Origin of the sequence: Roseicyclus mahoneyensis (assembly GCF_003148775.1) — a bacterium.
GTDB lineage: Bacteria > Pseudomonadota > Alphaproteobacteria > Rhodobacterales > Rhodobacteraceae > Roseicyclus > Roseicyclus mahoneyensis.
The window spans coordinates 97945-122240 of sequence record NZ_QGGW01000003.1 but is presented as its reverse complement, the minus strand read 5'-3'; the positions used below and the strand labels follow the sequence as shown (position 1 = coordinate 122240).

The window sequence follows — 24296 nt, the reverse complement described above, 5'->3', positions numbered from 1 at the left end:
ATAAGGAGCCACCCCGTGACATCGACGGTGTATCGCAGCGCGCGCGTGGCCGCGCTATGCGTGCTTGTGACCGCGGTTTCGGCCTGCGGTCTGCTTCCCCGTGCGGGCCCGACCCGCAACGAGATTTTCGCAGGTTCAGTGCAGCGTGAGGGAGACGCTTTCGTGGTCGAGGTCAACCAGCGTGTGACCGCGGCGACTGCCGTGGTGCCCGCGCTGGGCTTTCCGCCCGAACTGATCAACGCAGGCGTCGCCGACACCGACGTGATCCGCCCCGGCGACCGTGTGTCCTTTACGATTTACGAGAACGTCACCGACGGGTTGCTCGCCGGCCAAGGCTCGGCCGCAGCCGTGATCGAAGAGGTCGAGGTCGATGGCGCGGGCTTCATCTTCATCCCCTATGCGGGCCGCATCCGGGCGGCGGGCAACACGCCCGAAGCGCTGCGGGGCGTCATCACCCGCAATCTCGACGAACAGACCCCTGACCCGCAGATCATCGTGCGCCGCACGGCGGGCGATGGCTCGACCGTGACCGTCACGGGCGTCGTCGGCGGTCAGGGCGTCTATCCGATCCAGCGGCCCACGCGCACGCTGTCGGCCATGCTGGCGGCCGCCGGTGGCGTGACCGTCGCACCCGAGATTGCGCAGGTCACGCTGGTGCGCGGCAATCATCGCGGCACGATCTGGTTTCAGGACCTGTTCCGCGACCCCACCGTCGACATCGCGCTGCGCGGGGGCGACCGCATCTTGGTCGAGGAAGACAGCCGGGATTTCACCGCGCTGGGCGCGACCGGCACGCAGACCATCGTACCCTTCGAGTCGCAGGTCATCTCGGCCATCGAGGCCATCGCCTCGGTCGGCGGCCTGAACCCGAACCTGGCCGATCCCACAGGCGTCTTCGTGTTGCGCAACGAGCCCGAGCCCATCGCCCGCGCCGTGCTGGGCCGCGATGACCTGATCGGGGCGCAGCGCATGGTCTATGTGCTCGACCTGACCGCCCCAACCGGCATGTTCGAGGCGCGCGATTTCGTCATCCGCGACGGCGACACGGTCTATGTCACCGCAGCACCCATCACACAATGGAACAACGCCATCGGCGCGCTGACCGGGACCTTGGGCGCCGCACGGACTGTCGGCAACACCGCGAACTGACCGGCCATGGCCGGGGCTGGAGAGGGATCGGGACGGCGGCGGCGCGGCTACCATTTTAACGCGGGCTTTTTGACCAACGCCCGCGTGCGGCGCATCCTGACGCTTGCGGGCCATGACCTGAAGCTGGGCAAGCCCGGCGCGCAAGATGACGTGCTGGTCTGGGGCCATTCCCCCTATGCGCCGAGGGGAGAGGCCGTGGCGCAGGCCACCGGCGCGCATCTGGTGCGGGTGGAGGACGCGTTTTTGCGCTCGCTCCATCCGGGGCGGTCGGGCGATGCGCCGCTGGGCCTCGTGATCGACCGGAAAGGAATCTATTTCGACGCCACCCGCCCGTCGGATCTGGAGACGTTGCTCGCCACCCATCCGCTTGACGACACGGGGCTTTTGGATCGCGCACGCGACGCGCTGGCAAGGATCGCCGAGGCGCATCTGACAAAATACGCGGCCGTCGATCCGACGCTTGATCCGCCGTCGCCCGGCTATGTGCTGCTGATCGACCAGACCCGCGGCGATGCCTCGATCCGGCTGGGGCAGGCCAATGCCGACAGTTTCGCCGAAATGCTGGCCCATGCGCAAGAGGATCACCCCGGCGCGCCGATCGTCATAAAGACCCACCCCGAGACGCGCGCGGGTCACCGCCCCGGCCATTTCGACCCCGCAAGCCTTCCCCCCGGCGTCACGCTCGATGACCGGCCGATCGCGCCCCGCCGTCTGTTCGAGGGCGCGCGCGCGGTTTATTGCGTCACGTCCCTGCTGGGGTTCGAGGCGATCTTTGCGGGCCACCGGCCCGTCACCTTCGGCGTGCCCTTCTACGCCGGCTGGGGGCTGACCGACGACCGCCGCCTGACGCCTGCCCGACGCCAGCGCCACCTGACAAAGGTGCAGATGGCCGCTGCTGCGCTGATCCTTTACCCGACATGGTACGATCCCTACCGCGACCGGCTTTGCGAGGTGGAGGATGTCTTGGCCACGCTCGAGGCGCAGGCGCGCGCCTGGCGCGAGGATCAGGCGGGTCATGTTGCGGTCGGCATGCGCGCGTGGAAACGCAGGCACATGGTGCAAAGCTTCGGGCGTTTGCGGTTCGAGGATGATCCGGACAAGGCCGCCGCCGATGGCCGCCCGGTGATGGTGTGGGCGGGCCGCGAGACGCCCGAGCTGCGCGCGGCCTGCAGCGCGGCAAAGCGTCCGCTCTGCCGGGTGGAGGACGGATTGCTGCGCTCGCGCGGGCTGGGGGCCGATCTGGTGCCGCCGTTGTCGCTCGTGCTCGACGATCTGGGTATTTACTACGATCCGACCCGCGAAAGCCGCCTCGACCGGCTGATCGCCGAGGCCGCCGTGATGGACCCCAAGCGGCTTTACCGCGCCGAACGGCTGGTGGCGCGGCTGGTGGCGCTGGGGTTGACGAAATACAATCTGGGCGGGGCAATGCCCGAGCTGACACCCCCCGAGGGCCGGGCGCTGATCTTGGTGCCCGGGCAGGTAGAGGATGACGCCTCGATCAAGCTGGGCGCGGGCGCGGTGCGCACGAACGCAGGGCTTTTGCAGGCCGCGCGCAACCTGCATCCCGAGGGGTGGATCGTCTACAAGCCGCACCCCGATGTGGTGGCGGGCCTGCGCGCAGGTGCCGTGGAGGCCGGAGGTCTGGCCGATGCCGTGGTCACGGATGTCGATACCGCGGCACTGCTGCCGCTTGCGTCACGGGTCGTCACCATGACCTCGGCCATGGGGTTCGAGGCGCTGTTGCGTGGGGTGCCGGTCACGGTGCTGGGCGCGCCCTTTTACGCCGGATGGGGGCTGACCCGCGATCTGGGGCCGGTGCCCAAGCACCGGACCGCGCGCCCGAGCCTTGGGGCGCTGGCCCATGCCGCGCTCATCAGGTATCCGCGCTATCACGATCCGGTCACGGGCCTGCCCTGCCCTGCGGAGGTGGCGCTCGACCGGCTGGCCAGTGGCGAGGGATTGCGGGGGCGGCCAGGCTTGCGGGCGCTGGCGAAGCTGCAGGGTTGGTTGGCGGGGCAAAGCTGGCTCTGGCGGCGGTAGGGGGCACGGAAAAACCTCGGTTTTCCAAGGCGTTTTCCGCGCGGGAAAACACCCTAGCGCGACCAGATCGCCAGCACGTCGCCGCCAAGGCTCTGGAGTTCGCGCAAGCTGAAACGCGGCGCTTCGGACAGCGCGGCGATGCCCATGGCGCCGATGGCCGGCGTGCCTTCGGCCCCCAGTACGATGCCTGCCGACACCACCGCCAGCTCATCGACCAGATCGGCCGACAGCAGGCCCGCCGCCAGCGTCCCGCCGCCTTCGCAAAACACCCGCGTGAGACCCGCCTGCCCCAGCGCCGCCATGACCTGCGCAAGGTCCAATTGCCCGCCCGGCCCCGACAAAACCTCGATCAAGCGCGCGCCCGCGCGATCCCACGCGTCACGCGCCGCCCCCGGCGCGTCGGGCCCATGGCAGAGCCAGACCGGAACCTCGCGCGCCGTCCGCATCAGCGCGCTGCCCTCAGGCAGGTCGAGCCGCCGCGACAGCACCACGCGCACCGGCTGATGCGCCACGCCCAGCCCCCGCACCGTCAGGCTGGGATCATCGGCGCGCGCCGTGCCCGCGCCCACCAGCACCGCATCATGGCGCGCGCGCATCGCATGCACATGACGCCGCGCCTCGGGGCCCGTGATCCACTGGCTTTCGGCCGTGGCCGTGGCGATCCGCCCGTCTGCGGAGGTGGCCAGTTTCAGCGTCAGCATCGGGCGGCCCTGCGTGACGCGGGACAAAAACCCCCGGTGGGCCAGACGCGCCTCGGCCTCGCAGATGCCGATGACAACCTCGATCCCGGCGGCCTGCAAGCGCGCAAGCCCGCCGCCCGCAACCCGAGGATCGGGATCGGTGAGCGCCACCACCACGCGGCTCACACCTGCGGCGATCAAGGCTTCGGAACAGGGGGGGGTCTGGCCATGATGATTGCAGGGCTCAAGGCTGACATAGGCGGTGGCCCCGCGCGCGGCACGGCCCGCCTGCGCCAACGCCATCGTCTCGGCATGGGGCCTGCCGCCATCTTGCGTCCAGCCCCGGCCGACCACGCGCCCGTCCCTGACGATGACGCAACCAACCGCCGGGTTTGGCCAGACCCGGCCCAGACCCCGCGCGCCTAAGGACAGCGCCAGCCCCATCCAGCGCGCGTCCGCAGCGGACGCCACGGCTCAGGCTTCGGGCTTGGGGTTGGGCGGCACCAGTTCGGCGAGGAAATCCTCGAAATCATCGGTCGCCTGAAAATTCTTGTAGACCGACGCGAAACGCACATAGGCGACCGTGTCGATGGCCGCGAGACGCTCCATCACGATCTCGCCGATCTGTTTCGACGGGATGTCGGTCTCGCCCATGCTCTCCAACCGGCGCACGATGCCCGATACCATCTGGTCGATCCGTTCGGGTTCGATCGGGCGCTTCTGCATCGAGATCCGGACAGAGCGTTCCAGCTTGTCGCGATCGAAATCCTCACGCCGGCCGTTGGATTTGACCACGACCAGATCGCGCAGCTGCACGCGCTCATAGGTCGTGAACCGCCCCCCGCAGGCCGGGCAGAACCTGCGCCGCCGGATGGCGACATGATCCTCGGCCGGACGGCTGTCCTTCACCTGCGTATCGACATTACCGCAAAACGGGCAGCGCATCGGCGTCCCCCTTCTTGTCCCTCGGGCGGCCCGCGCGGCCTGCCTCTGCCTCATCCATGGGGTCTGACGCCCCTGTTATCCACAGTCACTATAGGCGAGCCGGCAGGGGTTGGGTAGATGGCATTTCACGGCCACAGCATGTGGGTTCCCAAAGCCTCACCCAGCCACGTCAGGGGCCTGGCGACAGGGCCGCGCGCCCTGTGTCAGAGAGGGTGTAGACCCCGGTGCCGAGCCTGTCGAACCAGCCATAATGATTGTCGCGCATCAGTGCGGTGGCACGCTCGACGCCCGTGGCCGCCTTTACCGCCGCCCCCCGGGCCGGCCCGTTCGCGGCCAGATGGCGCGCGCAGGCGAGGGCATCTTGCCGGTAGGCGGTCATCCGCACGCCCCGCAGGCCGCCGAGGTTGGGATCGCCCCGCCGTCGCGCGAATTCCGTGAGAAGCGCGCGACGGCGGGGCGCGGATTTGCGGGGCGCGTAGGGGCCGGGCTCGCACTGGACCTCGACCAGACCGTCGGCCAGTCGCACGGTCAGAAGGCCAAGACCAAGCCTGCGCGCCAGCCGCGTGTTGTCGGCCAGCGCCTGCGCGAACCGCCGCCCCTGTCCGCGCGGCACTGCCAGATAGACGCTGTCGCTGACGGCCAGCCGTGCGATGCCCTGATGGAACAAGGCGAGCGAGAATGCGGTCTTCAGCTCAACGATCACCGGCTCTTCGCCATCACGCAGCGCCATGACATCGGCCGGGCCGATTTCCGCCTTGACGGTGTAACCCGCCGCCTCGAGGAAGGCTTTTACCGGCGGATAAAGCTCGGTTTCCTGCATTGCGCCCGTTCTGCCCCCCTGCCCCGGTCTGCGCGGGGCCTGCGCCCATCTTGCCCGCGCGACCCGCGCGCGACAAGCCCGCAGGCCGTTTGCCCCTCTTGACACCGCCCTGCCACGCTCGTATCCCCCGCCAAGATTTGCGGGCGTGGGCCATGCCACACGCCCTTTCCGTTTCTGAGCTGTCGAGGATCATCCCATGTCGCGTGTCTGCGAACTATCCGGCAAAGGCCCGATGAGTGGCAACAATGTCAGCCACGCCAACAACAAGACCCGGCGCCGTTTCCTGCCGAACCTGACCGATGTCACGCTGGGCTCGGACATTCTGAACCGCAGCTTCAAACTGCGCATATCGAATCACGCGCTGCGCTCGGTGGATCACCGCGGCGGTCTGGACGCGTTCATGGCCAAGGCCAAGGATGTGGAACTGTCCGACAAGGCGCTGAAGATCAAGAAAGAGATCGTGAAGGCACAGGCCGCACAGGCCTGATCCTTTCCGATTGCATGGTTCGGGACGCCCCGCAGGAATGATCCTGCGGGGCGTTTTGCGTTTGGGGCCCTCCGCCCGGGTCACGCGTTTGGCCAAAAGGGGCGATCAACACAGGCAAAAGTAGGATCGCCCCTGTGCCGTGATCGCCTCAATCAGCTGCCGCAAAGTGATCGAGTTGATCCTGCAGAGCCTTCTTGAATGCAGGTCTTGTCGTGGCCCGTTCGACGTAGGCGCGACAATTGGGATGATCTTCGAGCGCATCGAAACGATCCGCCAACCGCAGCACATCGACCATGACAATGTCGGCGATGGAAAACGCGCCGGCCAGCCATTCACGGTGGGCCAGATAGGCATCCACGTGCCCAAGACGTGCTGCAAGAAATCCATCGAGCGCCTGACGCCCCGGCGTTTGCGCTTCATCGCCCGTGAACTTGAAGATCGTAAAGGGCAAGACGGCCATTTCAACGGAATTCAGCGCTGCAAACAGCCACTTGATGACACTGCTGCGCCCCATCGCATCCTCAGGCATCAGCTTTCCGCTGCTTTCTGCAATATGAAGCAGATCAGCGCCACTTTCGAAGATCGAGATTTCGCCATGCGACAGCCAAGGCACCTGACCAAAAGGTTGGTGGCGAAAGTGGTCATCGGTGCGATCCCTGAAGGGCGTCGTTGCAACACCGTAGGGCAGACCTGCCTCTTCCAGCGCCCATCTGAGGCGGATGTCCCTGACATAGCCGCGCGGCAAATCAGGCACCCAGTCAAAGGTCCCAATGGTGTAGTCTACCATACGGCGACCCTATCATCCGGGCCTGCCGGTGTCGACCATCCGCCCCGCGCAGCGGCGGGAGGTCGCCTGCCCCCACCATGTCATCATGCCGCGTTCCCACCACCGGAACCTTGCGCGACAACACCCCCCATGGTTTGCTTACGCGCCCTTGTCCTGCCGCCCCTGCTTCTGTTGCTGGTCATCACTGGCATCGGCATCGGCAGCGCGCGCGGCGCCATGGCCGCCGACGGGCAACTGTGCTCCGTCACCGGGCCCGCGCCCGTGGTCATCGCCCATGACGGCCTGCCGCTGTTCGATACGGATGGTGCGCCCGTCACGCTTGACCGGTCGGTCTGTCTTGATTGCCTGATCGCGACCTTTGCCCTGCCGCCCGCAAGTGCCGGAGCCGCAGCGCCCGAAGGCGCGCAAGCCGCACCCTTTGTCCTGCTCATCTCCGACTGGATCCCTGGCCGGGCCTGCCCCGGTGGTCTGGCCCGCGCGCCGCCGCTTGCGGCCTGACGCGACGCCATATCCTTTCCAGCATATCCAGACCGGAGACCGGACCCATGTCCCTGAAACATATCCTGTGCGCAGGCCTTTTCGCCGCCTTGCCCAGTCTTGCGAGCGCCCATGTCGTGATCGAAGACGCCTATGCCCGTGCCAGTAGCCCGCTGGCCCAATCGGGTGCTATCTTCATGTCGATCTACAACCACAACGATTACGACGACGTGCTGATCGGCGCGGACTCGGACATTGCCGAACGGCTTGAGCTACACACCCATATCCAGACCTCGGACGGCGTGATGCGCATGGTCGAGATCGAAGGCGGCATCCCGATCGCTGCCGATGAAACCGTCCTTCTGGAACGGGGCGGGCTGCATGTTATGCTTCTGGGGCTGACCCGTCCGCTGGAGCAAGGCGACACCTTCACCGTCCGGCTGATCTTCGAGACGTCGGACCCGGTCGAAATCGAGGTGCCCGTCGATCTGGAGCGGATGCCCGCCGAGGGTGGCGCGATGCAGCATGGCGATGGCCATGGACATGCTCACGGCCACAACCACGGCGGCTGACGGCCCAGCGGTCGGGCTGTCCCATGCCCCGGCCATGACGGCGCGCCTGCCTGTCCATCGGATGCGCGGGCGTGCCGGTCCTGGCACGATCCGGCGGGGATGACGCTCAGCCGCCCAGAACCTCGGCCACCCAGGCGGGAACCGTCAGGCTTGCCGGCCCCGCGATCACCTGGTCGAAACGGCCCGGCGCCGAGGGCTCCAGATTGATTTCGAGCGTTTCGGCCCCGAACCCCGCCGCCTCCTCGACGAAGCCTGCGGCCGGATAGACCTCGCCACTGGTGCCGATCGCCACGAAAAGGTCGCAGGCCGCCAGCGCCTCGGCGATACGCTCCATGTGGTAGGGATATTCCCCGAACCAGACCATGTCGGGCCGTGTCGCGGGTTCGCCGCAGGCCGGGCAGGCATCGCGCGGGTGCATCGCCCGCGGCGCGTCCCAGCGTGACCCGCAGACCGAACACAGCGCCCGCGTGATCTGGCCATGCATGTGGATGACCTCGCGCGCACCACCACGCTCGTGCAGGTCATCGATGTTTTGCGTGACCAGAGTGACGCCCGCGCGCGCACCTTGCAGTCGGGCCAGCGCCCGATGTGCGGCATTGGGAAGGGCATCCAGCGCATTGGCGCGGCGCGCGTTGTAGAAGTCATGCACGAGCGCCGGGTTGCGCACAAAACCCTCGGGCGTGGCGACCTGCGCCAGGTCGTAGCGGTCCCAAAGACCGCCCTTGTCGCGGAAGGTCCCCAGCCCGCTTTCAGCCGAGACGCCCGCCCCGGTCAGTATGACGATCCGCGTCACGGGGCCGGGCAGGGCATCTCGGCGCGCGCAGGATCGCACAACACCACATCCCGCAAAAGGATCGTCCAGCCCTCGACCAGTTCACGGGTCGCGGGGCCGCGCCATGCGCCTTGGACATTGTAGAGCGCCGTTTGCCCGCCGATGGCCTTGCTCAGGAACCATTCCTCGCCGCCGGTCACCGGGCTGACCGGACAGCCCGCCAGCACGATGTGCACCGGCGCGCCGCGTTCGACGGTCGCCGTGACCTCGGCATATTGCGCGGTGGGGCAGGCAGCGGTCAGCGACTGGATCAGGTTGCCATGGAAGGCCGCAGGATCGGCGCCCGCAAGGGCCGGAAAGTCGCGCACCGTCATCATCTGCGACCATGCGCCAAGGGTCTCGGCCGAGGGGATGTATTCCTGCAAGGCCCCGTCCGGCCCCGCCGCAGAATGGGCCAGCACATAGCCCTGCGGCACCGGCACCAAAAGCTGCTCACCGCCTTGCGCCACCGCGAGTGTCGGCAAGACCAGCGCCAGAAGGCCAAGGATCACGCATCGCATCGATATCTCTCCAAGGGACCGACCATTGCCCCATCCCATCCGCATCCTGTGCGTCTGTCCAGGCAATATCTGCCGGTCCCCGGCCGCCAAAGGGTGTTTGTCGGGCAAACCGGGCGGCTTGACGCCGACCGATCGCCCAAGACATGGCGATAGGCTTGCGCGCGCTCCGCCCGCACACCCGATGCAGGCGGGGGCTAGCGGCAGAGCGCCTCGGCGGTCTGGCCAAAATTGCGCCAGGCGCGCCAAAGTTCTTCATCCGTGCGCCGGTCGGACTGGCGCACGTCTTGCGCGCGCTGCGGGTCTTGAAAGAAGCGTGCACCGTCGCGCATCTGGCGGTTGGTCAGCGTCTGCTGCGCAGCGCGTCCGATGCAATCGCATAGCGCAGGTGTCGCCGCAGAGCGGTTGGATTGCTGGCAGGCGCGCTCGATCGGATTGGCGTTTGCCGGAACGGGTGCCACGGCTGCGGCCAAGGCCAGCGCAAGGGCCGGCACAATCAGGAAGCGTCTCGTCATCTCGGGCCTCAATGTCACGGGCTGCTCGGACGGGCGGATCTTATGTCCGCTCCGCCCGGAAGAATGCTCCGAATCGGGCCGTCTGTCCACGGCCATGCGCGGTGTGAGGGTCAGAAGGACCAGACGATGCTGCCCTCGGCGGCCATGGCGGCGGCCATCGCGGGGGGCTGGGCGACGGTTACGCCCTCGATCAGCACGCTGGCATCTGCACCCAGACCCGGCAGGTAGATCGCGCAGACCTCGACCGTGGCGCCATTTGCCATCAGTTGCACCATCAGGCCCTGCGGGCTGGCCCCCATGGGGGGCTGCGGTGCGGTGACACCCTCGGGTGCGTCGGCCAGCGCCATGTCGCCGCCCGGACCGCACAAGAGCACGCGCACCGGGTGGCCCTGCTGCGCGGCCTGAGACGTCAGCACCATGGCCATGAGCTGGGTCTGGGGGTGATCGGCGGTGACCACCGTGACAAGCGGCGCGGCGTCTTGCGCAAGGGCGGCGCCTGCGGAGAGGGCAAGGGCGAGGGTCGCGGCAAGGGTTTGGGGGAAACGCATAGGGACGGTCCTTTTGTGACTTAGGAAATTATTGCCTAGGTCACTCATATACGCCAACCTCCGCGGATTCGCGCAGCGACCCGTCGCCGCGTGGCACTGGCCCGCGCAACGCCCCCTTTCCCCCCGCGTCTGCAAAGGCTATCTCCCCCTGCGAACCTTATCATTGCAGGCCGCCATGACCGACCTCAACCGCATCCGCAACTTCTCCATCGTGGCCCACATCGACCACGGCAAATCCACGCTCGCCGACCGGCTGATCCAGCTGACCGGCACCGTGGCCGAGCGTGACATGCAAGAACAGCTGCTCGACAGCATGGATATCGAGCGCGAGCGCGGCATCACCATCAAGGCCAACACTGTCCGCATCGAATATCCGGCCAAGGATGGCCACACCTATATCCTCAACCTGATCGACACCCCCGGCCATGTCGACTTTGCCTATGAGGTCAGCCGCTCCATGCGCGCCGTCGAAGGCTCGCTGCTGGTGGTTGATGCCAGCCAAGGCGTCGAGGCCCAGACGCTGGCCAATGTCTATCAGGCGATCGACGCCGATCACGAGATCGTGCCGGTGCTCAACAAGATCGACCTGCCCGCCGCCGAGCCTGAGCGGGTCAAGGAGCAGATCGAGGATGTGATCGGCATCGACGCGAGCCAAGCCGTCGAGATCAGCGCGAAAACCGGCCTCGGCATCCCCGAAGTGCTGGAGGCCATCGTCACCCGCCTGCCCGCCCCCAAGGGCGAGCGCGATGCGCCGCTGAAGGCGATGCTGGTCGACAGCTATTACGACCCCTACCTTGGCGTCGTGGTCCTGATCCGCGTCATCGACGGCGTGATCAGACGCGGCGACCGCATCCGCATGATGCGCACAGGCGGCACCTATCCGATCGAGAAACTGGGTGTGTTCAAACCCGCGATGCAGGACATCGCCGAGCTTGGGCCGGGCGAGATCGGGTTTTTCACCGCCCAGATCAAGCAGGTCCGCGACACCCGCGTGGGCGACACGGTCACGCATGAGAAAAAGCAATGCGCGCAGGCGCTGCCGGGCTTCAAGCCGTCGATCCCGGTGGTGTTCTGCGGTCTCTTCCCGGTTGATGCGAACGACTTCGAGGATCTGCGCGACGCGATGGAGAAGCTGGCGCTGAATGACGCCTCCTTCACCTTTGAGATGGAAACCTCCGCCGCTTTGGGCTTCGGCTTCCGCTGCGGGTTCCTTGGGCTTCTGCACCTCGAGGTCATCCGCGACCGCCTTGAACGCGAATATGACATCGACCTGATCACCACCGCGCCGTCGGTGATCTACAACGTCCACATGCGCGACGGGTCGATGATGGAGCTGCACAACCCCGCCGACATGCCCGACCCCGCGGGCATCGACCACATCGCGGAGCCGCGGATCAAGGCGACGATCCTTGTGCCCGACGAATACCTCGGCGACGTGCTGAAACTGTGTCAGGACCGCCGCGGCGAACAGCTTGACCTGACCTATGCGGGCCAACGCGCGATGGTCGTCTATGACCTGCCGCTGAACGAGGTGGTGTTCGATTTCTACGACCGGTTGAAATCGGTGACCAAGGGCTATGCGTCGTTCGATTACCAGATGATCGGCTACCGCGAGGATTTCCTTGTGAAGATGTCGATCCTCGTGAACGACGAGCCGGTCGACGCGCTGTCGATGATGGTCCACCGCGACCGGGCCGAGGGGCGCGGGCGGCAACTGGTCGAGAAACTCAAGGAGCTGATCCCCCGCCACATGTTCAAGATCCCGATCCAGGCGGCCATCGGCGGCCGCGTCATCGCGCGCGAGACGCTCTCGGCGATGCGCAAGGACGTGACGGCCAAGTGCTACGGCGGGGATGCGACGCGCAAGCGGAAGCTCTTGGACAAGCAGAAGGCGGGCAAGAAGAAGATGCGGCAGTTCGGGAAGGTGGAAATCCCGCAAAGCGCGTTTATCAATGCGTTGAAGATGGATGGGTAAGCGACGGTCCGGGCCACAAGGCCCGGCAATCGCTCCAGTCGAGCGATTGAGGCGCGAACGGACGGAGCCCCGGGGCTTTTTGGCAGACAGACCGTGAAGGTGGATGGGGATGGGGGACGAAAGACCCGTGCTTCGGAAGGTGTGAGACCCCCACCACGTGGAACACTGACTTCGAGGCCATAGGCAGACCATGGCGCCGTCGAACGCCCATGACCGGGTTGGCGCGGTTGAGGACTGAGCGTAGACAAGTCGATACAATGATACCGACATCAGATCTTGGCATCGACGGAATGAGTGCATGAAAATACTGGTGGTTACGTCTCTGAAGGACGAAGGGCCCTATATTCTGGAATGGGTTGCCTATCACAAAGCTATCGGATTCTCCGACGTGGTTATTTTCGAGAACGACTCGTCTGACCACTCCGACGGCATACTAACCCGCCTTCAGGATCTTGGCTGGATCGAGTATCACAAAAATGTTGGATTTTCTGGTAGCCCCCAAAGGGCCGCTCTCAAGAAGACTCTGGCACTCGATAGCTACAAAAACTCTGACTGGGTTCTTTGCGCTGATTGTGACGAATTTGTAGTACCCAAAAGAGAAAAAAATATTGTCGATTTCCTCAATGAACGCCGCCATGCGCAAGGCATTGCCATAAATTGGTTGAATTTTGGAAGCGCCGGGATCGAGAAATGGTCACCAGAAATGACAATAGAACGTTTCAAGATGTGTTCAGACAACACATTTCTCGAAAATATGATGACAAAATCTTTTCATAGACCCTCAAAGATTTTTCCATCTTTTGGCTTACATCGTCCGCGGTCGAGCCATCCCATAGACGACTTCGTGTTTGTAGATGGCACAATGGTTGACGCTCGAATTCAGCTTGGAGAAATGCCAGATGACAACTCGAAAACAACTGTCCGAAATACAATCTGTTCGATGAATCATTACTCGGTGCGGAGTATTGAAGAATATAGACGAAAAGAGGTCAGGGGTGATGGCGTCCACGATACCAGAATTTATGGCGGCAAGCAGAAATTTAATAGACGGGATACGAACAGCATAGAAAACCTTGATATCCAGAGATTCATTCCAAAAACTCGAGAATTTTTGTCGGCTCTTTTGCAAGACCCAGTTCTTGAAGGGCTGTATCGGGATACCTGTTTATTTCACTTTGGGCGCACCAGTTGAAGATCATCAGTTTCCGAAAGTCTGAGCATGATCCCCCCTCCGCGACCCATGCCTAGCAATTGAGGTAACGCACTGCCCTAATCCCCAAGAAGGCCCCCCCACCTGACCGACGTTCTCCTCTCCGTCCTCCGCCTCATCCTCGCAACGCTGCCATTCCTCACCCTCGCGGCCGGCATCCTCTTTGCCCTCCGCTTCTTCCTTCGCGTCATCCTCGACCCCGGCCTTGTTGGCCGCATCCTCCACAAAACCCCAACGGACAAGGACAAACGCCTGCTGGTTTCCGTCCTTCTTGCCTGCGCACTTTTGGCCGTGACGCCGGTTCTGGTCTCCTGATCTGACCCATCGGCGGGCCGGATCGCTTGACCCACATCAACGACACCGCCCGACCCACGCGCTACCCTTGCCCCCGAACGCGCCCCTTGTTCCGGAGGCCACCATGCGCCTGTTTTTCCTGATCTTCACCCTCGCCTCGACCGCGCTGGCGGGTATCGGCATAACTGCCGTTCTGGCCGCAGGCCTAGACGGGTGGGAGCCCATCGTGATCGCAGCCGCCATTGGCGCTGCCCTTGGTCTGCCCGCCGCGTGGCTCGCGGCAAACAAGATCAGGTCGCTCTGAGCCTCTCACCCCACGCCGGAAAAGGCGGCCACCGCAGCCTCGAATTCGCGCGGGCGGTCGGCGTGCAGCCAATGGCCCGCGCCGGGGATCTTGGCGAAACGTGCCTGCGGGAACAGCGCCTTGATCGACGGGCGATGCTCGGGCCGCACGTAGTCCGACAGCGCGCCGGACAGGATCAGCGTGGGCCCGTCGAATTGGCCGCCCAAGTCGGGCCAGCCGAGGATCTCGGGCATGAAGCGTTCCAGCACGTCGAGGTTGAACCGCCAACGCCGCCCCTTCACGTCCAGCGATTGCAGCAAGAAGGCGCGCACGCCCGCCTCGGCCACATGCGCCGCAAGCTGACGGTCGGCATCGCCCCGCGTCTCGACGCAGGCAAGGTCCATGCGCCGCATCGCGTCGATCAGGTGTTGTTGCGTGTGCCCGTAGGCCACCGGCGCGATATCGGCCACGATCAGGCGACGCACCGCCCCCGGATGCAGCAAGGCCAGCGCCATCGCCGCCTTGCCGCCCATCGAATGGCCCAGCACATCGGCCTGCCCACCGGCGCCCGTGATCACCTCGGCCAGATCCTCGGCCAGATCGGGGTAAGTGTGGCTGCCCGTCCAATCGCTGTCGCCATGGTTGCGCATGTCGACCGTGATGACCCGGCGGCTGCCCGACAGGCGTTTGGCGATCACGCCCCAGTTGCGGGCGGACCCGAAGAGGCCATGGGCGATGACGATGGGCGGGTGGGCGGTGTCTTCGCCCTCGGTCAGGATGCGCAGCATGGGCCAAGTGATAGGCCGGACCGGGGCAGGATGGCTAGGGGAAAGCCGAGGGTTGAGGCACGGACCGCGCGCGGCGTATCTTTGGATAATCACATCGCCGAGGGGCCGATTCCATGGACAAGACCGCGCTGGACGCCCTGCACGAGGATCTGCGCGAGGCGCTGGCCGCGCGGCTCAACGTGCGGGCGCGCAGTTTTCAAGGTGCCGTGCGCCGGGCAGGTCGCCTGTTGCCCGCGCAGGCACGGCTTGCCGCCGCCGAGATGTCTGCGCTGGAGGCGCGGCTGGCCCATCCCAAACTGGCGGCGCGCACCGATCCGGCGCTCGTCGTGCAAGCCGCCGACAGGTTCCGCGCGGCCTTGGCCGGGCAGCGACCCGGCGCGCGGGCGGCGCGCGACCGGTCCTTCCTGATGGCAGAGATCGGCTTCAAGCTGGCGCTGCTGATCGGCCTTGGTCTGGCCTTTCTGCACTGGCAGATCGGGGCCTGACCCGTGGTCAGTGCGCGGGCTTGATGAAGGTCCCGTTCTTGAGGTCGCGCATCGCCTGCTGCAACTCGGCCTGCGTATTCATCACGATGGGGCCATGCCATGCCACGGGCTCCTCGATCGGCGCTCCCGAGATCAGCAGGAACCGCACGCCTTGCGGCCCGGCCTGCACCGTCACCTCATCGCCGGTGCCGAAGCGGATCAGGGTGCGGTCGCCCGACAGGTCGCGGATGTTGACCTCGCGGCCCCTGACTTCCTTTTCCAAGAGCACACCCTGCGGCTTTGATGCATCGGCGAATTTGCCCGCCCCGTCGAACACATAGGCAAAGGCGCGACGGTAGGTGTCGATGCGGAAGGTCTTTTTCACGCCTGCAGGCACGGTGATGTCGAGGTATTGCGGGTCGGCGGCAATGCCGTCGACGGGCCCCTTCTTGCCCCAGAATTCGCCGGTGATGACGCGCACATGGGTGCCGTCGTCATCCGTCACCTCGGGGATTTCCGCGCCCGCGATATCTTGATAGCGCGGCGCAGTCATCTTCTGCGCGCCGGGCAGGTTCCCCCAAAGCTGGAAGCCGTGCATCTGGCCATGCTTGTTTCCCAGCGGCATTTCCTGATGCAAGATGCCCGACCCGGCGGTCATCCATTGCACCGATCCCGCCCCCAGACGCCCGCGATTGCCAAGGCTGTCGGCATGCTCGACCGTGCCCGCCAGAACATAGGTGATCGTCTCGATCCCCCGGTGCGGATGCCACGGAAAGCCGTCGCGGTAGAAATCGGGGTGGTCGTTGCGGAAGTCGTCAAAGAGCAAGAAGGGGTCCAGCTCGGTCGGGTCCTGAAAGCCAAAGGCGCGGTGCAGGTGCACGCCCGCCCCTTCCATCGTCGGGCGGGCCTTGCGGGTCTCGAGAACGGGGCGGATCGACATGGCACTTCCTCCTGTGGGGCGTTGGCTCAGGTGTAGCAGGCGGGGGCGTGCCCACAATGCGGGGCACCACACCGCCCCTGTGCATAGGCGCAGAGGTCGCTTTCGGACGCGACAAGGCGCGTGACGCCCGCGAAGCATGCGCAAAACACAGGCGGGAGGGCCGGGAATGCGTGTCGGTTTCATCGGATTGGGCAATGTGGGGGGCAAGCTGGCGGGAACGCTGCTGCGCAACAAGATCGCGATTTCGGTCGTCGATCTGGATGCCGCCAAGGTGGCGGAGTTCACCGCCAAGGGGGCGGGCACGGCCGCGACCCCCGCGGCGCTGATGGCGGCTTGCGATGTGGTCATCACCTGTCTGCCGCGCCCCGATATTTCCGCCGCCGTGGTCGAGGGGCCGGGCGGCCTGCTGGAGGCGATGGGGCCGGGCAAGATCTGGCTGGAGATGTCCACGACGGATGCCACCGAGATCACGCGGCTGGGCGAAAAGGTTGCCGCTGCGGGCGGTTCTGCGGTTGATTGCCCGGTTTCGGGCGGGTGCCACCGCGCCGATACCGGCAATATCTCGATCTTCGCGGGCTGCGACCGGGCGACGTTTGAAACCGTTCTGCCGCTTCTGACCACCATGGGGCGGCGCGTGCTGCACACTGGGCCGATCGGGTCGGCCAGCGTGCTGAAGGTCATCACCAACTACCTTGCGACCGCGAACCTCGTCAGTTGCACCGAGGCGCTGACCGTCGCCGCAGGCGCGGGCCTCGACCTTGGCACAGCCTATGAGGCGATCAGGATTTCCTCGGGCACCTCCTTTGTCCACGAGACGGAAAGTCAGGTCATCCTGAACGGATCGCGCGACATCAGCTTCACCATGGATCTGGTGGCCAAGGATATCGGCCTGTTCCAGCAGGTCGCAGACCGGGCAGGCGTACCGGTGGAGGTCAACCCGCTGCTCATCTCGATCTTTCAGGACGGGATCAAACGCTATGGCGCGCGGGAATTGTCGCCCAACATCATCAAGCGGCTGGAGGAGGCGACGGGCCTCGACATCCGCGCGCCGGGCTTCCCGCCCGAGATGGTCGATGAGGAAGCCGAAGAAAAGGGCGCCGAGGTCATCGTGGCGCGGGCCTGACGCCCCTCTCGCCAAGGGGCGCACGACAGGCTAAGGGGCACGGACCCTTGATGGGAAAGACCCATGGCGAAACGCAACCGCGACCCCGACCCGAACGAGGTGCTGGCCACCATCGACCCGCAGCCGGTCCGGCGCGTGTTCACGACGGGCGTGGTTGGCCTGTTGGGCGCGATCTTGCTCTATGTGGCTGCCGCGACGCCGCCGGTCGATCCGGCGTGGCTCGTGTTTCTGATCGTGACGGGGTTTGGCGCGCTTTATCTGGCGTGGCGGGTCTGGCTGGCCACGGCGGTGACGCTGGAGCTGACCCGCAGCGAGCTGCGCGAGGCGGGCGGACGGGTTCTGTTCTCGCTCGACGAGGTCGACAGCATCGACCGCAGCGTCTTTGCCTTCAAGCCGGCGGGCGGGTTTCTGGTGCGGCTCAAGGCGCCCACGACCCGCGGCCGCGTCTATGCACCCGCACTGTGGTGGCGCGCGCGCAGGCGGGTGGCCGTGGGCGGCGCCACGGCAGGCAGTCAGGCCAAGCCCGTGGCCGATCTGATCAGCATCATTTTGGCGGAACGCCGGGGCGACCTGCCCCGGCGATAGGACGCCTCAGATCCCCTTGGCCGTGTAGCTTTTCGCCACCCGGTCGATGCTGACGAGAAAGGCCGCCGTGCGCAGGTCGCTCACCTTGTCATGGCTCCACCAGACCTCGCGCATGGATTGGTAGGCCGCGCGCATCGTGTCGTCGAGACCCGAGCGCACCAGTTCCAGTTCGCCCGCGCCCTTCAGGTATTTGTCCTTGAAGCCCGGCGAGAGCGTCCAGTTGATCGAACTGTCGCGGCTGATGCGTTCCAACTCGTCCACGATCAGCTGGTGGCGCGACTCTTCTTGCCGGCGTTGCATCCGGCCAAAGCGGATGTGGCTCAGGTTCTTGACCCATTCGAAATAGCTGACCGTCACGCCGCCTGCATTGGCGTAGAGGTCGGGGATGATGACAGTGCCCTTGTTGCGCAAGATCTCGTCGGCGCCCGCTGTCACCGGGCCGTTCGCGGCCTCGATGATGAGGGGCGCCTTGATGGCGGCGGCGTTGTGCATGTTGATCACGCCCTCCATCGCGGCGGGGATCAAGATGTCACACTCGGCCTCCAGCACCCGCGCGCCATCCTCGTGATAGGTTCCGAAGGGGCAATCCTTGACGCCGCCGTTGCGCACGATCCAGTCGCGCAGCGCCACGATGTCGATGCCGCCCGCGTTCTCCACCGCGCCGTCGTGTTCGATCACATGGGTGACCTTGCAGCCATCCTCGGTCGAGAGGAACAGCGCCGCATGATAGCCGACATTGCCGAGACCCTGCACCACGACCCGCTTGCCCTCGAGCGTTCCGGACAGGCCCGCCTTGGCCACATCCTCGGGGTGGCGAAAGAACTCCTGCAGGGCATATTGCACGCCACGCCCCGTCGCCTCGACCCGGCCGTGGATGCCGCCCGCATGGATCGGCTTGCCGGTGACGCAGGCGCGGGCGTTGATGTCGGTCGTGTGCATCCGCGCGTATTGGTCGGCGATGATCGCCATCTCGCGTTCACCCGTGCCCATGTCGGGGGCAGGCACGTTCTGGGCAGGGTCGATCAGGTCGCGCTTGATCAGCTCATAGGCAAAGCGGCGTGTGATCTTTTCCAGCTCGTCAGTGTCCCAGTGGCGCGGGTCGATGCACAGGCCGCCCTTGGACCCGCCGAACGGCGCTTCGACCAGAGCGCATTTGTAGGTCATGAGCGCCGCCAACGCCTCGACCTCGTCCTGATTTACGGATGGCGCATAGCGGATGCCGCCCTTGACCGGCTCGGTATGTTCGGAATGGACCGAGCGGTAGCCGGTGAAGGTGTGAATGTCGCCCCGCAGCCTGACGCCGAAGCGCACGGTATAGGTCGAGTTGCAAACCCTGATCTTTTCCTCCAGCCCCGGCGGCAGGTCCATCAGCGCTGCGGCGCGGGTGAACATCAGGTCGACGGATTGTCGGAAACTCGGCTCGCCGGTTTGGGTGTTCATTGGCCTTTCCTCCTTCAGCCATGATGCCTCGCGGTCCGCGCTGCGAAGGCTCGCTCCCAAACAGGTCACACAGGTGCGCGAGGCACAACCCCGGCGATCCCCGAGTATTGTCCGCAAATTGTAACCAACTCGTTTCCAGCATGATGCTGCCCCAATTTTGCCGTGCTTGGCGGTCAAAGGAACCCTCGGAGTGACGTGTCCAAGCGTCACGCAGCGAATTTAAACGGTTGGAGTGCACCCATGCGCCACCATGATGCGAACGATGTTGCGACCGGCGCCGTCTTGCGGATCGCGCGGCGCCTGCCGCAGCGGTTTTTGGTCCGCGAGGACGGGTCGACGACGATCTTTGCGACGGTCGTTTTCGTGCTGATGATCGGCATCGGCGGCATCGCCATCGACATCATGCGGTTCGAGACCCAGCGCGTGCAGTTGCAATACACGCTCGACCGCGCGGTTCTGGCGGCCGCGTCCCTGTCACAGACGCTCGACCCGCAGGAAGTGGTGGAAAGCTATTTCGAAACCGCCGGGCTGGAAGGGTATCGTCTGCGCGTCGACGTCGAGAACGGCATCAACTTCCGCCGCGTCGAGGCGCGCGCCGAGATGGAGCTTCAGACGCTGTTCATGAGCATCTTCGGCCAGCCGATGCTGACCTCGCCCGCCGCCGGCGCCGCCGAGGAACGGGTGCGCAACATCGAAGTGTCGCTGGTGCTGGACGTGTCGGGTTCGATGAGCGGGTCCAGCCGGATGACGAACCTGAGACCCGCCGCACGCAGCTTTGTCACCTCGGTGCTCGAGGCCAACAACAACCCGCTCGGCGATCAACTCGTGTCTGTCTCGATCGTGCCCTATGACCATGCGGTCAACATGGGGACGACCTTGTCTTCGGTGTTCTCATTGACGGGCGAACACACCTATTCGCGCTGTGCGCGGTTCCAAGCCGCGGACTACACCTTTGCCGGCATCAACCCCACCGTGCCCTTGCAACGGATGGCCGATATCGACGTGGATACCACCAACTCAACCAATCCGACCCCGCAACCGGCCTGCCACCGCGACAATACCGCGGCCGTCATTCCGTGGTCCAACAACGAGACGCAGTTGCACAATCTGATCAACAGCCTGGAACCGCGGGGCTGGACGGCGATCGACCAGGGCATGCGCTGGGCTGTCGCCCTGCTGGACCCGGCCGCGCGTCCAGCGCTCTCGGGCCTCGTGTCCAACGGTAGCGTGCACCCCGATTTCGACGGTCGCCCGGCCTCCTATGTGGACCCCGAGACGATGAAGATCATCGTCTTGATGACGGATGGTGAAAACACCCGCCAATGGGACGTCCAAGAGCAGTTCCGCAGCGGCCCGAGCCCGTTCTGGCGTAACCCGGCGGATGGGCGCTGGTCGGTCTTCTATCCGCAGTGGAACCTGTATTGGCAAGAAAGCCGGGATCGGTGGCGCAGCACGCCCGACGGCGGCGCCAATGCGGTGCAGCTCGACTATGCGGACCTTTGGCACCATGTCTCGGTGCGGTCGCTGCGGTCTCGGATGTTCCATTCCCACGCGTGGGAGCGTCACGAAGGCTACACCTCCAGTGTCAACCACTGGCGCAGAACCACCGTTCAGGCCATGCAGCAGCAGTTCAACTACTGGAACGTCGTGAACCAGTATGCAGGCGACAATGGCGTCGAAGGCGACGCGCGTCTGCGTGCCATATGTGATGTCGCCCATGCGCAGGGCATCACGGTCTTTTCCATCGCCTTCGAGGCGCCATGGCGCGGTCAGCAGGTGATGCGCTACTGCGCCTCGTCGGCGGCGCATTACTACGACGTGAACGGCATCGACATTTCGAATGCCTTTGCCTCGATTGCGCGCACCATCAACCAGCTGCGGCTGATCCAGTGACAAGGTCCTGACATGCCCGTCCTGCTTCGCCATATCCGCGCCTACCTGCATGACGAGCGGGCGACCGCCACGATGGAATTCGTGATCATGTTCCCCGTGGTGATCACGCTCTTCATCGCCGTGTTCGAGACCGGCATGATCTTGTCGCGTCAGGTGCTGCTGGAACGTTCGCTGGACGAGGCGGTGCGGATCTTGCGGTTGGCCAACGGCCTGACCTTGACCGCGGACGACATCGAAGACGCGATTTGCGAGAACACGCGATCCATCCCGAACTGCGCGGAAGCACTGGTGGTCGACTTGCGGCTGATCAACCGCAGTACTTACGTCATTCCCACGCCCGACGTGGTCTGCGTGAACCGCAATGACATCACAATCGAGCCGAGCAACCAGTTCGAGCAGGGGCAGGACAACGATCTGGTGATGATCCGGACCTGCGCCATCATCGACCGCATCTTGCCGTTTTCGGGCTTCGGTCTGAACCTTGTGCGCGATGATACGGGGGGCCTGCATATCGTCGCGGCCTCGGTCTTCGTGAACGAGCCGAACTGAGGAGCCAGAGCATGTTGACCCGTCAGATCCGCCGTTTCTGGAAGGACGACAGCGCCGCCGTCGCGATGGAGACCGTGCTCATCACCCCGGTGCTGGTCTGGACCTTCATCGCGAGTTTCGTCTTCTTCGACGCCTTTCGTACCTACAACAGCTCGATCAAGGCGACCTATGCCGTGGCCGACATCGTCTCGCGCCAGACAAACATGGTCTATGCTTACGACATCGAGGGCATGGCGCAGATCTTCGAACATCTCGTGCGCAACAACGGGGATGCCCGGCTGCGCGTGACGCAGATCTTCTATGACGGGGTCAACGACCGACATACGGTCGACTGGTCCTACGGCACCAATGGCGAAGCGCGGCTTTTCACCTCGAACATGGTCGACATCGAGGAACTGCTGCCCGCGATGGCCCATGCGGAGCGCGTGATTCTGGTGCAATCCTTCATCCCGTATCAGCCGATCTTCAACACCGGGCTCGACATCATCACCTTCAGGAACTTCACCGTCACCCGCCCGCGCTATGCCGGACAGGTGCCGTTCGACGCGTCGCAGACGGCCTTCCCCTCGAGCTAGGTCGGATCATCGGTCGCGCGTGACCCTTGCGGTGTCGCGCGCAGGCTTTCCTTTGCGCAGGGGCCATCCGATAGTGGCGGGGGCTCTGGGCCGCATCGGAAACAAGCATGCGCTATTCAGGCTGGCAGGTGCTGGCACAAGGGATCACCGGCAATCGCGGCTGGCGCCCGGCGTGGCGCGACCCCGCGCCGAAAGAGGCCTATGACATCGTCATCATCGGCGGCGGCGGCCATGGCCTGTCGACCGCGCATTATCTGGCGAAAGAGCATGGGCTGACCAATGTTGCCGTGCTTGAAAAGGGCTATCTGGGCGGGGGCAGCGTAGGGCGCAACACCACCATCGTGCGCGCCAACTACCTGCTCGAGGGCAATTCGCAGTTCTATTCCCACTCGCTGAGACTTTGGGAGGGGCTGGAGGCCGACCTCAACTACAACGTGATGCATTCCCAGCGCGGGCTGATCAACCTGTTCCATTCCGACGGCCAGCGCGACGCCTTCGTGCGGCGCGGCAACATGATGATCAATCAGGGCGATGACGCGATCTTGCTCGACCGCGAGGGGTGCCGCAAGCTGCTGCCCTATCTCGATTACGAGCAGACGCGCTTTCCGATCTACGGCGGGCTTTACCACCCGCGCGGCGGCACGGCGCGACATGATGCAGTCGCCTGGGGCTATGCGCGGGCAGCGGACCGGCGGGGCGTCGATCTGATCCAGAATTGCGAGGTCACGGGGATCGACATCGCAGGCGGGCGCGTCACGGGCGTGCAGACGACGCGCGGCGCGATCCGGGCGAAAAAGGTGGCGATCGTGGTCGCGGGCCGGTCAAGCCAGGTCGCCGCCATGGCCGGCCTGCGCCTGCCGATCGAGAGCCATGTGCTACAGGCCTTCGTGACCGAGGGGCTTAAGCCAGTGATCAACCATGTGATCAGCTACGGGATGGGGCATTTCTACATCAGCCAGTCCGACAAGGGTGGCCTCGTCTTTGGCGGCGATCTGGATTTCTATGCCAGCTATGCCGCACGGGGCAATCTGCCCATGGCCGAACATGTGGCCGAGGCGGGCATGACTCTGATGCCGATGATCGGCCGCGCGCGGATGCTGCGCAGCTGGGGGGGCATCATGGACATGTCGCCCGATGGCTCGCCCATCATCGACAAGGCTCCGGTCGAGGGGCTCTATCTGAACTGCGGCTGGTGCTATGGCGGGTTCAAGGCGGTGCCGGGATCGGGCAACTGTTTTGCCCATCTGATCGCCACCGACCGCCCGCATAAGGCCGCAAGCGCCTTTCGGCTTGATCGATTTGAAACTGGCAGGGGATTGATGGATGAAGAAGGCACCGGCTCTCAGCATAATCTGCATTAGCCTGACGCTGGCGGCGACGCCGGTGGCTGCGGACAGCGTGCCGCTGGGCTGCTTCACCCGCGCTTATTCCGCGGCCCATCTGGTCGGCCAACCCGATCAGGTGGTCGCGGCGATGTGGCTGGACCTGCGCAGCGACGGCGGCAGCAGTGCCTATTTCACCCTCGCCGCCCTTATGGCGGGTCAGGGCCATGCCGGGCGCGACGGGCTGGGCGGGCTTGTGCTGGAGGAAGGCGGGTTTTGCGGCAGTCGCCTGCGCTGTCAGGTCGAGTGTGACGGCGGCGGGTTCGAGGTGACGCGGGTGCAGGGCGACATGATCGAGATCACCACAACGGGCATGCGGGTCACGACAGAAGGCTGTTCGGGCGAGGCGCTGTTCATCTCGGACTTGTCCGAAGGGCCGGGACGGCGCACGACCTACCGCCTGTTTCGCAGCCCAGACGCTGCCTGCGCGCGCAACTGAGGCGACA

The 24296-nt window shown here is 65.2% G+C and carries 27 protein-coding genes; 16 read left to right on the top strand and 11 right to left on the bottom strand.

Going from position 1 to position 24296, the window contains the following annotated elements:
• Positions 1 to 15: 15 nt before the first annotated feature.
• Together C7455_RS07650 and C7455_RS07645 are read left to right on the top strand one after the other, a co-directional pair.
• Complete coding sequence (locus C7455_RS07650) at positions 16 to 1149, top strand: polysaccharide biosynthesis/export family protein (RefSeq protein ID WP_245904261.1); 1134 nt, start codon at positions 16 to 18, stop codon at positions 1147 to 1149.
• Positions 1150 to 1155: 6 nt separating this feature from the next.
• On the top strand, positions 1156 to 3189 hold the full coding sequence (locus tag C7455_RS07645; protein ID WP_109667087.1) for a capsular polysaccharide biosynthesis protein: 2034 nt from the start codon (positions 1156 to 1158) through the stop codon (positions 3187 to 3189).
• 53 nt (positions 3190 to 3242) lie between these two features.
• On the opposite strand, the gene ribD is transcribed toward C7455_RS07645, so the two are convergent.
• The 3 genes from ribD to C7455_RS07630 all read right to left on the bottom strand — a co-directional run bounded on the left by ribD (position 3243) and on the right by C7455_RS07630 (position 5634).
• Complete coding sequence (gene ribD, locus C7455_RS07640) at positions 3243 to 4340, bottom strand: bifunctional diaminohydroxyphosphoribosylaminopyrimidine deaminase/5-amino-6-(5-phosphoribosylamino)uracil reductase RibD (protein WP_245904260.1); 1098 nt, start codon at positions 4338 to 4340, stop codon at positions 3243 to 3245.
• Between the two features lie 3 nt (positions 4341 to 4343).
• Entirely contained in the window at positions 4344 to 4814 is a 471-nt protein-coding gene (gene nrdR, locus C7455_RS07635; protein ID WP_109667083.1) for a transcriptional regulator NrdR, read from the bottom strand.
• A 169-nt stretch (positions 4815 to 4983) separates the two neighbouring features.
• Positions 4984 to 5634: a DUF2161 domain-containing phosphodiesterase gene (locus tag C7455_RS07630; RefSeq protein ID WP_109667082.1), complete on the bottom strand. Its 651-nt coding sequence runs from the start codon at positions 5632 to 5634 to the stop codon at positions 4984 to 4986.
• 196 nt (positions 5635 to 5830) lie between these two features.
• Between C7455_RS07630 and rpmB the strand changes: the two genes are divergently transcribed.
• Positions 5831 to 6121 (top strand): 50S ribosomal protein L28, encoded by a 291-nt coding sequence (gene rpmB, locus C7455_RS07625; RefSeq protein ID WP_109667080.1) that lies wholly within the window; start codon positions 5831 to 5833, stop codon positions 6119 to 6121.
• 148 nt (positions 6122 to 6269) lie between these two features.
• On the opposite strand, the gene C7455_RS07620 is transcribed toward rpmB, so the two are convergent.
• The gene (locus tag C7455_RS07620) at positions 6270 to 6908 is read right to left on the bottom strand and encodes a glutathione S-transferase family protein (protein ID WP_109667079.1); all 639 of its coding nucleotides are present in this window, start codon (positions 6906 to 6908) and stop codon (positions 6270 to 6272) included.
• Positions 6909 to 7079: 171 nt separating this feature from the next.
• Here C7455_RS07620 and C7455_RS07615 point away from each other — a divergent pair, with 171 nt between their 5' ends.
• Complete coding sequence (locus C7455_RS07615; protein ID WP_146199952.1) at positions 7080 to 7406, top strand: hypothetical protein; 327 nt, start codon at positions 7080 to 7082, stop codon at positions 7404 to 7406.
• A gap of 47 nt (positions 7407 to 7453) precedes the next feature.
• Entirely contained in the window at positions 7454 to 7957 is a 504-nt protein-coding gene (locus tag C7455_RS07610; protein WP_109667075.1) for a copper chaperone PCu(A)C, read from the top strand.
• Between the two features lie 106 nt (positions 7958 to 8063).
• Here C7455_RS07610 and C7455_RS07605 read toward each other — a convergent pair whose 3' ends face one another.
• The 4 genes from C7455_RS07605 to C7455_RS07590 all read right to left on the bottom strand — a co-directional run bounded on the left by C7455_RS07605 (position 8064) and on the right by C7455_RS07590 (position 10349).
• The gene (locus C7455_RS07605) at positions 8064 to 8750 is read right to left on the bottom strand and encodes an NAD-dependent deacylase (protein ID WP_109667073.1); all 687 of its coding nucleotides are present in this window, start codon (positions 8748 to 8750) and stop codon (positions 8064 to 8066) included.
• Positions 8747 to 9289, bottom strand: a complete 543-nt coding sequence (locus C7455_RS07600; protein ID WP_109667071.1) for a hypothetical protein — start codon at positions 9287 to 9289, stop codon at positions 8747 to 8749. The genes C7455_RS07605 and C7455_RS07600 overlap by 4 nt, the downstream gene beginning before the upstream one ends.
• A 194-nt stretch (positions 9290 to 9483) precedes the next feature.
• On the bottom strand, positions 9484 to 9801 hold the full coding sequence (locus C7455_RS07595; protein ID WP_245904259.1) for a hypothetical protein: 318 nt from the start codon (positions 9799 to 9801) through the stop codon (positions 9484 to 9486).
• 110 nt (positions 9802 to 9911) lie between these two features.
• Complete coding sequence (locus C7455_RS07590) at positions 9912 to 10349, bottom strand: DsrE family protein (RefSeq protein ID WP_109667069.1); 438 nt, start codon at positions 10347 to 10349, stop codon at positions 9912 to 9914.
• 175 nt (positions 10350 to 10524) lie between these two features.
• On the opposite strand from C7455_RS07590, the gene lepA reads away from it, so the two are divergent.
• From lepA to C7455_RS07570, 3 genes are all read left to right on the top strand, one after another.
• The gene (gene lepA / locus C7455_RS07585) at positions 10525 to 12324 is read left to right on the top strand and encodes a translation elongation factor 4 (protein WP_109667068.1); all 1800 of its coding nucleotides are present in this window, start codon (positions 10525 to 10527) and stop codon (positions 12322 to 12324) included.
• 298 nt (positions 12325 to 12622) lie between these two features.
• The gene (locus C7455_RS07580) at positions 12623 to 13516 is read left to right on the top strand and encodes a glycosyltransferase family 2 protein (protein WP_109667066.1); all 894 of its coding nucleotides are present in this window, start codon (positions 12623 to 12625) and stop codon (positions 13514 to 13516) included.
• A 436-nt stretch (positions 13517 to 13952) separates the two neighbouring features.
• Positions 13953 to 14132: a CTP synthetase gene (locus C7455_RS07570; RefSeq protein WP_109667062.1), complete on the top strand. Its 180-nt coding sequence runs from the start codon at positions 13953 to 13955 to the stop codon at positions 14130 to 14132.
• A 5-nt stretch (positions 14133 to 14137) separates the two neighbouring features.
• On the opposite strand, the gene C7455_RS07565 is transcribed toward C7455_RS07570, so the two are convergent.
• Positions 14138 to 14899 carry an alpha/beta fold hydrolase gene (locus C7455_RS07565; RefSeq protein ID WP_109667060.1) on the bottom strand — a complete coding sequence of 254 codons (762 nt, stop codon included), beginning with the start codon at positions 14897 to 14899 and terminating at the stop codon, positions 14138 to 14140.
• A 113-nt stretch (positions 14900 to 15012) separates the two neighbouring features.
• On the opposite strand from C7455_RS07565, the gene C7455_RS07560 reads away from it, so the two are divergent.
• The gene (locus tag C7455_RS07560) at positions 15013 to 15384 is read left to right on the top strand and encodes a hypothetical protein (RefSeq protein WP_109667058.1); all 372 of its coding nucleotides are present in this window, start codon (positions 15013 to 15015) and stop codon (positions 15382 to 15384) included.
• 7 nt (positions 15385 to 15391) lie between these two features.
• On the opposite strand, the gene C7455_RS07555 is transcribed toward C7455_RS07560, so the two are convergent.
• Positions 15392 to 16303 (bottom strand): pirin family protein, encoded by a 912-nt coding sequence (locus tag C7455_RS07555; protein ID WP_109667056.1) that lies wholly within the window; start codon positions 16301 to 16303, stop codon positions 15392 to 15394.
• 166 nt (positions 16304 to 16469) lie between these two features.
• Here C7455_RS07555 and C7455_RS07550 point away from each other — a divergent pair, with 166 nt between their 5' ends.
• Both C7455_RS07550 and C7455_RS07545 read left to right on the top strand, forming a co-directional pair.
• A complete protein-coding gene (locus C7455_RS07550) occupies positions 16470 to 17426 on the top strand; it encodes an NAD(P)-dependent oxidoreductase (RefSeq protein ID WP_109667054.1) in 957 nt (318 codons plus the stop codon).
• A gap of 63 nt (positions 17427 to 17489) precedes the next feature.
• On the top strand, positions 17490 to 18011 hold the full coding sequence (locus C7455_RS07545; RefSeq protein ID WP_109667052.1) for a hypothetical protein: 522 nt from the start codon (positions 17490 to 17492) through the stop codon (positions 18009 to 18011).
• Positions 18012 to 18017: 6 nt separating this feature from the next.
• On the opposite strand, the gene C7455_RS07540 is transcribed toward C7455_RS07545, so the two are convergent.
• Positions 18018 to 19451: a Glu/Leu/Phe/Val family dehydrogenase gene (locus tag C7455_RS07540; protein WP_109667050.1), complete on the bottom strand. Its 1434-nt coding sequence runs from the start codon at positions 19449 to 19451 to the stop codon at positions 18018 to 18020.
• Positions 19452 to 19691: 240 nt separating this feature from the next.
• Here C7455_RS07540 and C7455_RS07535 point away from each other — a divergent pair, with 240 nt between their 5' ends.
• The 5 genes from C7455_RS07535 to C7455_RS07515 all read left to right on the top strand — a co-directional run bounded on the left by C7455_RS07535 (position 19692) and on the right by C7455_RS07515 (position 24289).
• The gene (locus tag C7455_RS07535; protein ID WP_109667048.1) at positions 19692 to 21344 is read left to right on the top strand and encodes a TadE/TadG family type IV pilus assembly protein; all 1653 of its coding nucleotides are present in this window, start codon (positions 19692 to 19694) and stop codon (positions 21342 to 21344) included.
• Between the two features lie 12 nt (positions 21345 to 21356).
• Positions 21357 to 21893, top strand: coding sequence for a TadE/TadG family type IV pilus assembly protein (locus C7455_RS07530; protein ID WP_109667046.1), 537 nt, complete (start codon positions 21357 to 21359; stop codon positions 21891 to 21893).
• An 11-nt stretch (positions 21894 to 21904) separates the two neighbouring features.
• Positions 21905 to 22468 carry a TadE/TadG family type IV pilus assembly protein gene (locus C7455_RS07525; RefSeq protein ID WP_109667044.1) on the top strand — a complete coding sequence of 188 codons (564 nt, stop codon included), beginning with the start codon at positions 21905 to 21907 and terminating at the stop codon, positions 22466 to 22468.
• Positions 22469 to 22575: 107 nt separating this feature from the next.
• The gene (locus C7455_RS07520) at positions 22576 to 23829 is read left to right on the top strand and encodes a sarcosine oxidase subunit beta family protein (protein WP_109667042.1); all 1254 of its coding nucleotides are present in this window, start codon (positions 22576 to 22578) and stop codon (positions 23827 to 23829) included.
• A complete protein-coding gene (locus C7455_RS07515) occupies positions 23792 to 24289 on the top strand; it encodes a hypothetical protein (protein ID WP_146199951.1) in 498 nt (165 codons plus the stop codon). Before C7455_RS07520 ends, C7455_RS07515 begins: the two co-directional genes overlap by 38 nt.
• Positions 24290 to 24296 lie beyond the last annotated feature (7 nt).

Coding starts and splice junctions, on each gene's coding strand:
- C7455_RS07645 (WP_109667087.1), top strand. CDS start 1,156: ATGGCCGGGGCTGGAGAGGGATCGGGACGGCGGCGGCGCGGCTACCAT.
- nrdR (WP_109667083.1), bottom strand. CDS start 4,814: ATGCGCTGCCCGTTTTGCGGTAATGTCGATACGCAGGTGAAGGACAGC.
- C7455_RS07630 (WP_109667082.1), bottom strand. CDS start 5,634: ATGCAGGAAACCGAGCTTTATCCGCCGGTAAAAGCCTTCCTCGAGGCG.
- rpmB (WP_109667080.1), top strand. CDS start 5,831: ATGTCGCGTGTCTGCGAACTATCCGGCAAAGGCCCGATGAGTGGCAAC.
- C7455_RS07620 (WP_109667079.1), bottom strand. CDS start 6,908: ATGGTAGACTACACCATTGGGACCTTTGACTGGGTGCCTGATTTGCCG.
- C7455_RS07610 (WP_109667075.1), top strand. CDS start 7,454: ATGTCCCTGAAACATATCCTGTGCGCAGGCCTTTTCGCCGCCTTGCCC.
- C7455_RS07600 (WP_109667071.1), bottom strand. CDS start 9,289: ATGCGATGCGTGATCCTTGGCCTTCTGGCGCTGGTCTTGCCGACACTC.
- C7455_RS07595 (WP_245904259.1), bottom strand. CDS start 9,801: ATGACGAGACGCTTCCTGATTGTGCCGGCCCTTGCGCTGGCCTTGGCC.
- C7455_RS07590 (WP_109667069.1), bottom strand. CDS start 10,349: ATGCGTTTCCCCCAAACCCTTGCCGCGACCCTCGCCCTTGCCCTCTCC.
- lepA (WP_109667068.1), top strand. CDS start 10,525: ATGACCGACCTCAACCGCATCCGCAACTTCTCCATCGTGGCCCACATC.
- C7455_RS07580 (WP_109667066.1), top strand. CDS start 12,623: ATGAAAATACTGGTGGTTACGTCTCTGAAGGACGAAGGGCCCTATATT.
- C7455_RS07570 (WP_109667062.1), top strand. CDS start 13,953: ATGCGCCTGTTTTTCCTGATCTTCACCCTCGCCTCGACCGCGCTGGCG.
- C7455_RS07565 (WP_109667060.1), bottom strand. CDS start 14,899: ATGCTGCGCATCCTGACCGAGGGCGAAGACACCGCCCACCCGCCCATC.
- C7455_RS07560 (WP_109667058.1), top strand. CDS start 15,013: ATGGACAAGACCGCGCTGGACGCCCTGCACGAGGATCTGCGCGAGGCG.
- C7455_RS07555 (WP_109667056.1), bottom strand. CDS start 16,303: ATGTCGATCCGCCCCGTTCTCGAGACCCGCAAGGCCCGCCCGACGATG.
- C7455_RS07550 (WP_109667054.1), top strand. CDS start 16,470: ATGCGTGTCGGTTTCATCGGATTGGGCAATGTGGGGGGCAAGCTGGCG.
- C7455_RS07545 (WP_109667052.1), top strand. CDS start 17,490: ATGGCGAAACGCAACCGCGACCCCGACCCGAACGAGGTGCTGGCCACC.
- C7455_RS07540 (WP_109667050.1), bottom strand. CDS start 19,451: ATGAACACCCAAACCGGCGAGCCGAGTTTCCGACAATCCGTCGACCTG.
- C7455_RS07535 (WP_109667048.1), top strand. CDS start 19,692: ATGCGCCACCATGATGCGAACGATGTTGCGACCGGCGCCGTCTTGCGG.
- C7455_RS07530 (WP_109667046.1), top strand. CDS start 21,357: ATGCCCGTCCTGCTTCGCCATATCCGCGCCTACCTGCATGACGAGCGG.
- C7455_RS07525 (WP_109667044.1), top strand. CDS start 21,905: ATGTTGACCCGTCAGATCCGCCGTTTCTGGAAGGACGACAGCGCCGCC.
- C7455_RS07520 (WP_109667042.1), top strand. CDS start 22,576: ATGCGCTATTCAGGCTGGCAGGTGCTGGCACAAGGGATCACCGGCAAT.
- C7455_RS07515 (WP_146199951.1), top strand. CDS start 23,792: ATGAAGAAGGCACCGGCTCTCAGCATAATCTGCATTAGCCTGACGCTG.